The following is a 10,611-nucleotide window of genomic DNA, read 5'->3' as shown; positions in this document are numbered from 1 at the left end:
TGCAGTGGTTCGTGCACACGGCGAACGCCGACGTCCACGGGGAGACCGATGCCGACGAGCGCATCGCCGACCTCACAGGCGAGCCGCTCGAGGACGACGGTGTTGAGTTCCAGGGCGAGGACGAGCTCGCCGTCGACGACGTGGACGACGACCTCGCCGACGAGAGCGCCGACCACGGGGTTGTCGACCACGCGGTTGCTGACGAGGAAGGTCTTGCCGGCGATCGTGCCGCCGACGATCCCGCCGTCCACGGAATTGCCGACCACGGGGTTGCCGACGGGGTTGCCGACGACGAGGTTCTCGGCGGCGAGCATGCCGACGACGATGCCGCCGACGGCCCGGAGGACGCAGCCCCGGTCGCGGAGGTCGACGCCTCCGAGGTGACGGAGGAGACGGACCGCGGCGCGGGCGAGGCTCCGGGGACGGCCGACCAGGCGGCGGTCCACCCAGCGGCGGTCCACACGGCGGTGGACGAGCCGGCGGTGGACGAGCCGGCGGTGGACGAGCCGGCGATGGACCGGGCGGCGGACGACACCGACGCCGCGGCCCTCGAAGCGCCCGCCGACGCTGCGGCCTCGCCCGACGAGGTGGAGCCGGCCGAGGGTGTGGCGGCGGAGGTGGAGTCGGCTGAGGACGCGGCGACGGGCGTGGAGCCGGCTGCCGACGTCCCCGTTGCCGACGCCACGGCCGGTGCTGCTGAGAGCACGGACGAGCCCGGCACCGGCACGACCGGCACCGATGCGGCCAGCTCCGACGAGCCTGGCGCGGCCCAGGTCGGAGCGGGCGACGACGAGGAGGAGCCGAGCCGGTGACCGACCTGCTGGACATGCACGACGTCCTGCTCGCCGACCTCGACGGCACCCTCTACCGCGGGCCCGCGGCAGTGCCCGGCGCTGTCGAGGCCGTGCGGGGAGCGGCGGAGCGGGGCGTACGCACCGTGTACGTCACGAACAACGCGTCGCGTCGGCCTGCCGACGTCGCGCAGCATCTGGCGGACCTCGGCTTCCCGGCCACCACCGACGACGTGGCCACCAGCTCGCAGGCCGCGGCGTCCATGCTGGCCGGTCGGCTGCCCGCCGGGGCGCCGGTGCTGGTCGTGGGCACGGAGGCGCTCGGGCGTGAGGTGACGCTGGCGGGGCTGACCGTCACCGACGATCCCGCGGAGGCCGCCGCCGTGGTGCAGGGCCACAGCCCGGACACCGGGTGGCGGCTGCTGGCCGACGCGTCGGTCGCGCTGCGCGCGGGCGCGGTGTGGGTGGCGTGCAACCTCGACCCGACGCTGCCGACCGAGCGGGGTCCGCTGCCGGGCAACGGGTCCATGGTGGCGGTGCTCCGCACGGCCACGGGGCTGGAGCCGCTGGTCGCGGGGAAGCCGGCGCCTGCGCTGCTGATCGACGCGGTGCGCCGCACGGGTGCGGAGCGGGCGCTCGTCGTCGGCGACCGCCTCGACACCGACATCGAGGGGGGTCGCGCGGCCGGGCTGGCCACGCTGCTCGTGCTCACCGGGGTGTCCGGCGCGGCCGACCTGCTGGCCGCCCCGCCGGAGCTGCGCCCCGACTACGTGGCGGCCGACCTGGGCTCCCTCACCGCCGATGCCGCCGAGCTGGTGCCCGGCGCACCGTCGGGATGGACGGCCGAGACGACGGGCGACGGCGCGCTGCGGCTGTCGGGCACCGGCGACCCCGTCGGGGCGCTGCGCACCCTCTGCGGCGTCCACTGGGCGGCCGGTGGCGGACCCGTGGACGTCACCGCCGACGGCGCGGACGCCGAGCGGACGCTGAAGGATCTCGGGCTGGGCGGGGGGCCCGGGGGCTCGGCTACCGTGGCGTCATGACCGTCCCCGTGCCGGGCCCTCCCCGCCCCGCCGATCCCCGCGCGCAGGACCCCGGAGACCTCGTGGCACGGGTGATGGCGGCTCTCGACGTGCTCGACGAGCGGCCGCCCGCCGAGCACGTCGAGGCGTTCGAACGCGTCCACGCCGCGCTGGGCGAGGCCCTCGCCGCCGGCTCCACCGGCCCGGCGTGACCCGAGTGGTCACGAGGGCCCGGCTGGACGCCGAGCTGGTGCGCCGCGGTCTGGCCCGGTCGCGTCAGCAGGCGGCGGAGCTGATCGAGCAGGGGCGCGTCGCCGTCCGCGGGGTGGCGGCCGGCAAGGCCGCCACGATGGTGGACCGCGACACGCCCGTCACCGTGCAGGAGACCGGCGAGCGCGAGTGGGCCTCGCGCGGAGCCCACAAGCTGACCGGGGCGCTGGACGCATTCGGTGTCGACGTCACCGGGGCGCGCTGCCTCGACGCGGGCGCGTCGACCGGAGGCTTCACCGACGTCCTGCTGGAGCGGGGGGCGCGGGAGGTCGAGGCCGTCGACGTCGGGTACGGGCAGCTGGTGTGGCGGCTGCAGAGCGACGAGCGGGTGCACGTGCACGACCGCACCAACGTCCGCGCGCTGGAGCCCGACGCCATCGGCGGCACGGTCGACCTCACCGTGGCCGACCTGTCGTTCATCTCGCTGCGCACGGTGCTGCCGGCGCTCACGGCATGTACGGCCGGCCTGCTGCTGCCGATGGTGAAGCCGCAGTTCGAGGTCGGCCGGGAGCGGCTCGGCTCCGGGGGAGTGGTGCGCGATCCCGCGCTGCGGCTCTCCGCGCTGACCGATGTCACGGCGGCGGCGCGGCGGCTGGACCTGCGGCTGCGGGGCGCCGTCGCGAGCCCGCTGCCGGGGCCGGCGGGCAACGTCGAGTTCTTCCTGTGGCTCGCGCGCGACGGCGACGACGTCGGCGACGCTGCGCTGGCCACGGCCGTCGAGAACGGGCCCGCATGACCGCTCGCGAGGTCACCATGGTCCTGCACTCCGGACGTGAGACCAACCGGCGCACGGCTGCCGGTGTCGCTCGGCGGCTGGCCGCGTCCGGGGTCCGTCTGCGGGTGATCGGCGACGAGTGGGCCGAGGTGGAGGTCGACCTGCCGGCGGGTATGGAGCCGCGCATCGTCGACGGCAGGCCGGGCTGCGCGGAGGGGTCCGAGGTCGTGCTCGTCCTCGGTGGCGACGGGACCCTGCTGCGGGCCTCGGAGATGGCGCGGCCGGTCGGGGTGCCGCTGCTCGGGGTGAACCTCGGGCGGATCGGATTCCTGGCCGAGGCCGAGGAGGAGTCGCTCGGCGACGCGCTGGACGCCGTCATCGAGGGCGACTACTCGGTGGAGGAGCGGATGACGCTCGACGCCGTGGCCCGCCGCAACGGCGATGTGCTCGCGCGGACGTGGGCGCTCAACGAGGCCACCGTCGAGAAGAGCACGCGCGAGCGGATCCTCGAGGTGGTGCTCGAGGTCGACGGGCGTCCGGTGTCGGCGTTCGGCTGCGACGGCGTGCTGTGCGCGACGCCCACCGGCTCCACCGCCTACGCGTTCTCCGCGGGCGGACCGCTCGTGTGGCCACAGGTGGAGGCGCTGCTGCTGGTGCCGAGCAACGCGCACGCCCTGTTCGCGCGGCCGATGGTGATCTCGCCGGACAGCCAGGTGGCGGTCGAGGTGGACGCGTCCGGGCCGCCCGCGCTGCTCGACTGCGACGGCCGCCGGACGTTCGTGCTGCCCCCCGGGGCGCGCGTGGAGCTCAGCCGAGGCCGCCTGCCCGTGCGGATGGTGCGCCTGGACGGCAGCCCGTTCGCCGACCGGCTGGTGCGCAAGTTCGACCTGCCGGTCCGGGGCTGGCGGGGCGCGCCCCACGCGGACGGCTGAACGGACTGTCGGGGCTGCGTCGTACGCTTCGCCCCATGCTGGCCGAGATGCGGATCCAGGGGCTCGGCGTGATCGACGACGCGACGCTCGAGCTGGACCCGGGGCTCACGGTGCTCACCGGGGAGACCGGTGCGGGCAAGACCATGGTCGTCACCGGGCTGTCCCTGCTCGGTGGGGGGCGCGCGGAGGCGTCCCGGGTTTCCGAGGGGGCCAAGCGCGCCGTGGTCGAGGGGCGGTTCACCGCCGATGCGGCCGCGCTCGCCGTGGCCGACGAGGTCGGGGCCGACGCCGACGATGACGGCACACTCATCGCCGTCCGCACGGTCGGCGCCGACGGGCGGTCCCGGGCGCACCTGGGCGGGCGCTCGGTGCCGGTCGGGGTACTGGGCCGGCTCGCGGAGGCCACGCTGGCCGTCCACGGCCAGAACGACCAGCTGCGCCTGCTGCGGCCCGCCGAGCAGCGGGCCCTGCTCGATCGGTTCGCGGGCGACGCCGTCGGCAAGCCCCTGGAGCGCTACCGCGCCGCGCGCGCGGAGTGGCAGCGGGTGGCCGCCGAGCTCGTCGAGCGCCGCGACGGCGCGCGCCGGCTCGCGCAGGAGGCCGACCTGCTGCGCCACGGGCTCACCGAGATCGGCTCGGTCGACCCCCAGCCCGGCGAGGACGCCGAGCTGCTCGACCAGGCCCGCAGGCTCTCGGCGGCCGACGACCTGCGCGCCGTGGCCGCCGCCGCGCACGCCGCCATCGTCGGCGAGGACGACGTCGAGTCGCCCGCCGCCCTCGCCCTCATCGGCGACGCGCGCAGCAGGCTCGCCGCCACGGGCGATCCCGAGCTCACCGCCCTCGACGCCCGGCTCGCCGAGGCGCTCGCCCTGATCGGTGACGTCGGCACCGAGCTCACCGCCTACCTCGACCGGCTCGACGCCGATCCGGAGCGCCTCGCCGCTGTGCTGTCGCGGCAGGCCGAGCTCAAGGCACTCACGCGCAAGTACGCGGCCGACGTCGACGGCGTGCTCGCCTGGGCCCAGGAGGCGCAGGAGCGGCTGGCCGGCCTCGACGTGTCCGACGAGGCCCTGGCGGGCCTGGCCGCCCACCGCGACGCGCTGGCCGTCGATCTCGCCGAGTACGCGGCCGACATCACCGCGGCGCGCACCGAGGCCGCGGCCCGGCTCGCCGCCGACACCACCGCCGAGCTGGCCGGGCTCGCGATGGGCGATGCCCGGCTGCTCGTCGTCGTGTCGCCGCGCGAGGCGGCGCCCGGCTCGGCAGACGCCCTGCGCGTCGGTGCCGCCACGCTCGTGGCGGGCTCCAGCGGCGTCGACGAGGTGGAGCTGCGGCTCGTCGCCCACGCGGGCGCGGCGCCGCAGCCGCTGCACAAGGGCGCGTCCGGCGGTGAGCTCTCCCGGGTGATGCTGGCACTGGAAGTGGCCCTCGCGGGTGCCGACCCGGTGCCCACGATGGTCTTCGACGAGGTCGACGCCGGGGTCGGCGGCCGGGCCGCGGTCGAGATCGGGCGGCGCCTGGCCAAGCTGGCCGCGCGCCACCAGGTCATCGTCGTCACGCACCTGCCGCAGGTGGCGGCCTACGCCGACCGGCACCTCGTCGTGGACAAGTCGGTGCGTGGCCAGAACGGTGCCCGGCGCAGCATCGTGCGCACGCTGCCCGAGGACGAGCGCATCGTCGAGCTGGCGCGCATGCTCGCCGGTCTCGACGACACCGACACGGGCCGGGCCCACGCGGAGGAGCTGTTGGGCTCCGCCCGGGCCCACCGCGAGGCCGATCGAGCCGTGCCGGAACCCGCCCCCGCGCGTAAGCCGCGGAGGAAGGCCGCGGCTGCCCGCGCCTGAGACGGCGGGCCCTGAGCTGGTCAACCCTGAGCTGATGAACGCAGGGTGACCGTCGGCGTGCCTTCCTGGCATCACGCGCCCCAGGTGTCACAGTGCGTGTATGAAGCTCTCCGGCCTGTTGCACCGCTCGCGCACCGAGCTGCCCGGGCTGACCGGCGTCGCGCGCGTCGACCGGCGCACCGACGGTCTGCTGCGCCGCGTCAAGCCCGGTGAGATCGCCGTCCTCGACCAGATCGACCTCGACCGCGCCACGGCCGACGCCCTCGTGGCCGCCGACGTGGCCGCCGTGATCAACGTGTCGCCGTCGATCTCCGGGCGGTTCCCGAACCTCGGCCCGGAGGTGCTCGTCGCCGCCGGGATCATGATCGTCGACAACGTCGGCCCCGAGGCGATGCACGCGATCAAGGACGGCAGCCGCATCCGGCTGCTGGACGGCGTGGTCTACGCGGGCGAGCTGCGGCTCGCCGAGGGCGTGCTGCAGGACGCCGACTCGGTGGCCGACGCGCTCGTCGAGGCCAAGTCCGGCCTCACCCACCAGCTCGAGGCGTTCGCCGCCAACACCATCGAGTTCATGCGCCAGGAGCGCGGTCTGCTGCTCGACGGCGCCGGCGTGCCGCAGGTGGACGTGGTGCTGACCGGGCGGCAGGTGCTCGTCGTCGCTGCCGGGTTCGACGCCGCCGCCGAGCTGGCCCGCCTGAAGAACTACATCCGCGAGTACCGGCCGGTGCTGGTCGGCGCGGGCGCCGGTGCCGACGTGCTGATGGCCGCGGGGCACACGCCCGCGCTCATCGTCGGCGACCCGGCCGAGGTCTCCAACGAGGCGTTGACCTGCGGCGCCGACATCGTCGTGCCCGCTTTCGCCGATGGCCACGCACCCGGCCTGCACCGCGTTCAGGACCTCGGCGCGGGCGCGGTGACGTTCCCCAGCACGGCCAACCCCGAGGACCTCGCGCTGCTGCTCGCGGCCCACCACGACGCCGCGCTCGTCGTGACCGTCGGGCTGTCGGCGAACATGGCCGAGTTCCTCGACCGCGGGCGGGCGGGCAGCAACGCGTCCACCTTCCTGACGCGGCTGCAGCTCGGCGGCACGCTCGTCGACAGCCGGGTGATCGCCACGCTCTACCGCAGCCGCATCTCGACGGGCGCGATCCTGCTGCTCATCGGCGCGGCCGTGGTGGCCGTGCTCGCGGCGCTGCTCGTCTCCGACGCCGGCGACGCGATCCTGGCCTGGGTGTCCACGAGCTGGGCGGCCCTCGTCGAGACGATCAAGGGCTGGTTCGTGTGATCTCCCTGCGCTACCACGCCGTCTCCATCGCGGCGGTCTTCCTCGCGCTCGCGATCGGGATCGTCCTCGGCGCGAGCGGGGTGTCGGAGCGGCTGCTCGGCGCCGTCACGACGAAGGCCGACGACCTCGGCGGCCAGGTCCAGCAGCTCACCGCCGAACGGGACGCGCTGGCCGCGTCGCAGCGGGCATCGGACGAGTTCGCCCAGCGCATCGGCCCGGCCGCGGTGAAGGGCGCGCTGCAGGGCCAGACCGTCACGCTCGTGACGTCCGGGGCCAACCCGGCCGACCGGGCTGCCGTCGTGGCGCTGCTCGGGGACGCCGGCGCGACCGTCACCGGCGAGGTCGCGCTGACCGACGCCGTCGGCGACCCGTCCCGCGCCGACCAGCTCCGCCAGCTCACCGCGCAGCTGCTGCCCGCTGGCGCGCAGCTCCCCGCGGCGTCCGACACCGGGAGCCTGGCCGGCGGGCTGCTCGGCGGCGTGTTGTTCGCGAAGGCCGGAGCCACGCCCGCGCAGGAGCAGAGCGTGCTCAGCGGCCTCGCGAGCACCGGTTTCGTGGCGCCCGGCGCCCCGCCCGCGCCCGCGAACCTCGCGCTCGTGCTCACCGGCGGTGCGCTGACCGGGATCGACGCCGCCGACTCCGCCGCCGTGATCGCGCGGCTCGCGGCCCAGCTGGACCGGGCCGGCGGGGGAGCGGTGCTCGCCGGTCGGGCCGGCTCGTCCGAGGCGACGGGCTCGGTCGGGGTGGCGCGCGCCGACCCGACGATCACCGCCGCGATGTCCACCGTCGACGACGTGCAGACCGGTGCCGGGCAGGTGTCGGCGGTGCTGGCCCTGCGTGAGCAGGTCGAGGGCCGGGCCGGCAGCTACGGCACGGCGGTGACGGCGGCGGACGGGTCCGCTCCGAAGGCCTGACACGGGCGGCGGGCCCGGTCCGGTCCGCCGCGTCCGCCGACGGCGCGGTGTTCCGGGTTCGAGCCGGACCCTGTGCGTCCTCGTCGGCCTGGTGGGGGAGGCGGCGGCCACCCGCGAACGGGTGCCGGACCGAGATCGCGGTTGCCCAGGTCGGTGGTGCACCAGGTGCACCCTCGGTGGCGGGCAGCGCGGCGGGTGAGCAGTGGGTGCGGCACCCGAACGGGTGCACCTCGCCGCGTCCGCGGCGACACACCGGGGCCGCGGCACCTCGGCCGGCCACGCTATGTACCCTGGAACCCCGTGCAGCCTCGCGCGACGCGTCATCTGTTCGTCACCGGCGGGGTAGCGTCCTCGCTGGGTAAGGGTCTGACGGCTTCCAGCCTGGGCCAACTCCTCACCTCCCGCGGATTGCGGGTGACCATGCAGAAGCTCGATCCGTACCTGAACGTGGATCCGGGCACCATGAACCCGTTCCAGCACGGCGAGGTCTTCGTCACCGAGGACGGTGCGGAGACCGACCTCGACGTCGGCCACTACGAGCGGTTCCTCGACCGCAACCTGCACGGCCGGGCCAACGTCACCACCGGTCAGGTGTACTCCACGGTGATCGCCAAGGAGCGCCGCGGCGAGTACCTGGGCGACACGGTGCAGGTCATCCCGCATATCACCAACGAGATCAAGGACCGCATCCTCGCGATGGCGGAGCCCGACGAGGACGGCATCACGCCGGACGTCGTGATCACCGAGGTGGGCGGCACGGTCGGCGACATCGAGTCGCTGCCGTTCCTCGAGGCGGTCCGCCAGGTCCGTCACGACGTGGGACGCGACAACTGCTTCTTCCTGCACGTGTCGCTGGTGCCGTTCCTCGCGCCGTCGGGGGAGCTGAAGACCAAGCCGACGCAGCACTCCGTGGCCGCGCTGCGCAACATCGGCATCCAGCCCGACGCACTCGTGCTGCGCGCCGACCGGGAGATCCCGGAGAGCATGAAGCGCAAGATCTCGCTGATGTGCGACGTCGACCTCGACGGTATCGCGGCCGCGCCGGACGCCCCCTCGATCTACGACATCCCGAGGGTGCTGCACTCCGAGGGCCTCGACGCGTACGTCGTCCGCCGCCTGGGCCTGCCCTTCCGCGATGTCGACTGGACCGTGTGGGGCGACCTGCTCGACCGCGTGCACCACCCCGACGAGACGGCGAAGATCGCGCTCGTCGGCAAGTACGTCGACCTTCCCGACGCCTATCTGTCGGTCACCGAGGCGCTGCGCGCGGGCGGGTTCGCCCACCACGCGCGTGTCGAGATCCGCTGGGTGCCGTCGGACGACTGCCGCACCCCGGCCGGGGCGGCCGCCGCGCTGGACGGCGTGGACGGCGTGCTCGTCCCGGGCGGGTTCGGCGTCCGCGGCATCGAGGGCAAGCTCGGCGCCATCACGTACGCCCGCACCCGCGGCATCCCGACGCTGGGCCTGTGCCTGGGCCTGCAGTGCATGGTGATCGAGGCCGCGCGCTCGCTCGCCGGGCTGGAGGACGCCAACTCCACCGAGTTCGACGAGCGCACGCCGCACCCGGTGATCTCCACGATGGCCGCCCAGCGCGACGTCGTCGCGGGCGAGCGGGACATGGGCGGCACCATGCGGCTCGGGGCCTACCCCGCCGTGCTGGGCGCCGGCACCGTGGTGGCGAACGCGTACGGCAGCCGCGAGGTCTCCGAGCGCCACCGCCACCGCTACGAGGTCAACAACGCCTACCGGTCACGGCTGGAGGAGGCCGGCCTCGTGTTCGGCGGCACCTCACCCGACGGGAAGCTCGTCGAGTTCGTCGAGCTGCGCGCCGACGAGCACCCGTTCTTCGTCGGGACGCAGGCCCATCCTGAGCTCAAGAGCCGTCCCACCCGCCCGCACCCGCTGTTCGCCGCGTTCGTCAAGGCGGCGCTGGGCTACCGGGCCGAGGACCGGCTGCCTTTCGACGGCCCGGCACGTGAGCGTGCGGCGGCGGCTGCGGTGAACGGAGCCGGATCATGACCGCCCCCCGGCACGACTTCCCGGTGCGGTCGTCGAAGGACATCTACGTCGGCAAGGTCATGGCGCTGCGCTCCGACGAGGTGGTCATGCCCGGCGGGCGCGTGGCCGTCAGGGAGGTCGTGGAGCACCCGGGAGCGGTCGCCATCGCGGCGCTCGACCCCGACGACCGGCTGATGATGATCCACCAGTACCGCCACCCCGTGCACCGGCGGCTCTGGGAGCTGCCCGCGGGCCTGCTCGACGTCCAGGACGAGGACCCGGTGGAGGCAGCCAAGCGCGAGCTCGCCGAGGAGGCCGGCCTCGCGGCCACCGACTGGTCGGTGCTGCTCGACGTGGTGCCCTCGCCCGGGTTCTCCGACGAGTCGGTGCGGGTCTACCTCGCGCGCGGGCTCACCGACATCGGCCGCCCGGAGGTGGGCGACGACGAGGAGGCCGACATGGCCACCCGCTGGGTGACATTGTCGGTGGCGGTGCGGATGGTGCTGGCCGGCACGATCGTCAACGGCGTGACGGTGGCCGCGGTGCTGGCCGCCAACACCGTGGCCGGGGCGGGCCAGGCGGGCCGTCCGGTGGACGCGCCGTGGCAGGACCGGCCCACGCGTTTCGCCCGCCGCAAGGCCTGACGCTCGAGGGCCTTCTCGGCCTCGGGGGCGAACGGGACGAGTGGTGAGCGCGAGATCAGCGGCGGGGCGGACCCCGAAGCCGCGGCGACCTGCCACCACGATCAACTGCGCAGGGGGCGTCCGTACGGGTCGGTGGGGTGTCCGGCCAGCAGGACGATGCCGTCGATGAACGCCCACAGCACACCGATGCCGAAGA

General features: G+C 75.0%; 10 protein-coding genes. All 10 read left to right on the top strand.

Annotation, left to right across the window (positions count from 1 at the left end):
* The first annotated feature begins 140 nt into the window (after nt 1–140).
* The 10 genes from JWR81_RS17580 to JWR81_RS17535 all read left to right on the top strand — a co-directional run bounded on the left by JWR81_RS17580 (nt 141) and on the right by JWR81_RS17535 (nt 10,415).
* The gene (locus JWR81_RS17580; RefSeq protein ID WP_297653452.1) at nt 141–812 is read left to right on the top strand and encodes a hypothetical protein; all 672 of its coding nucleotides are present in this window, start codon (nt 141–143) and stop codon (nt 810–812) included.
* Nucleotides 809–1,834, top strand: coding sequence for an HAD-IIA family hydrolase (locus tag JWR81_RS17575; RefSeq protein ID WP_297653449.1), 1,026 nt, complete (start codon nt 809–811; stop codon nt 1,832–1,834). Before JWR81_RS17580 ends, JWR81_RS17575 begins: the two co-directional genes overlap by 4 nt.
* Nucleotides 1,831–2,025, top strand: coding sequence for a hypothetical protein (locus JWR81_RS17570; RefSeq protein WP_297653446.1), 195 nt, complete (start codon nt 1,831–1,833; stop codon nt 2,023–2,025). Before JWR81_RS17575 ends, JWR81_RS17570 begins: the two co-directional genes overlap by 4 nt.
* A 5-nt stretch (nt 2,026–2,030) precedes the next feature.
* The gene (locus JWR81_RS17565; RefSeq protein ID WP_297653455.1) at nt 2,031–2,819 is read left to right on the top strand and encodes a TlyA family RNA methyltransferase; all 789 of its coding nucleotides are present in this window, start codon (nt 2,031–2,033) and stop codon (nt 2,817–2,819) included.
* Nucleotides 2,816–3,730: an NAD kinase gene (locus JWR81_RS17560; RefSeq protein ID WP_297653443.1), complete on the top strand. Its 915-nt coding sequence runs from the start codon at nt 2,816–2,818 to the stop codon at nt 3,728–3,730. The genes JWR81_RS17565 and JWR81_RS17560 overlap by 4 nt, the downstream gene beginning before the upstream one ends.
* A gap of 35 nt (nt 3,731–3,765) precedes the next feature.
* On the top strand, nt 3,766–5,574 hold the full coding sequence (gene recN, locus JWR81_RS17555; RefSeq protein ID WP_297653440.1) for a DNA repair protein RecN: 1,809 nt from the start codon (nt 3,766–3,768) through the stop codon (nt 5,572–5,574).
* A gap of 100 nt (nt 5,575–5,674) precedes the next feature.
* The gene (steA, locus tag JWR81_RS17550; RefSeq protein ID WP_297653437.1) at nt 5,675–6,859 is read left to right on the top strand and encodes a putative cytokinetic ring protein SteA; all 1,185 of its coding nucleotides are present in this window, start codon (nt 5,675–5,677) and stop codon (nt 6,857–6,859) included.
* A complete protein-coding gene (locus JWR81_RS17545; RefSeq protein WP_297653434.1) occupies nt 6,856–7,773 on the top strand; it encodes a copper transporter in 918 nt (305 codons plus the stop codon). The genes steA and JWR81_RS17545 overlap by 4 nt, the downstream gene beginning before the upstream one ends.
* Nucleotides 7,774–8,073: 300 nt before the next feature.
* Nucleotides 8,074–9,792 (top strand): CTP synthase, encoded by a 1,719-nt coding sequence (locus tag JWR81_RS17540; RefSeq protein ID WP_297653431.1) that lies wholly within the window; start codon nt 8,074–8,076, stop codon nt 9,790–9,792.
* On the top strand, nt 9,789–10,415 hold the full coding sequence (locus tag JWR81_RS17535) for an NUDIX hydrolase (RefSeq protein WP_297653428.1): 627 nt from the start codon (nt 9,789–9,791) through the stop codon (nt 10,413–10,415). Before JWR81_RS17540 ends, JWR81_RS17535 begins: the two co-directional genes overlap by 4 nt.
* The last annotated feature ends 196 nt before the right edge of the window (nt 10,416–10,611 follow it).

Source organism: Pseudonocardia sp., assembly GCF_025965585.1.
Classification (GTDB): Bacteria; Actinomycetota; Actinomycetes; order Mycobacteriales; family Pseudonocardiaceae; genus Pseudonocardia.
Note: the sequence above shows the minus strand (reverse complement) of the source record. Positions and strands in the feature narration are given on the sequence as shown.

What these genes read in the sequence shown, in the direction of transcription:
- JWR81_RS17570 (WP_297653446.1), top strand. Translation starts at nt 1,831, where the DNA reads ATGACCGTCCCCGTGCCGGGCCCTCCCCGCCCCGCCGATCCCCGCGCG.
- JWR81_RS17560 (WP_297653443.1), top strand. Translation starts at nt 2,816, where the DNA reads ATGACCGCTCGCGAGGTCACCATGGTCCTGCACTCCGGACGTGAGACC.
- recN (WP_297653440.1), top strand. Translation starts at nt 3,766, where the DNA reads ATGCTGGCCGAGATGCGGATCCAGGGGCTCGGCGTGATCGACGACGCG.
- steA (WP_297653437.1), top strand. Translation starts at nt 5,675, where the DNA reads ATGAAGCTCTCCGGCCTGTTGCACCGCTCGCGCACCGAGCTGCCCGGG.
- JWR81_RS17535 (WP_297653428.1), top strand. Translation starts at nt 9,789, where the DNA reads ATGACCGCCCCCCGGCACGACTTCCCGGTGCGGTCGTCGAAGGACATC.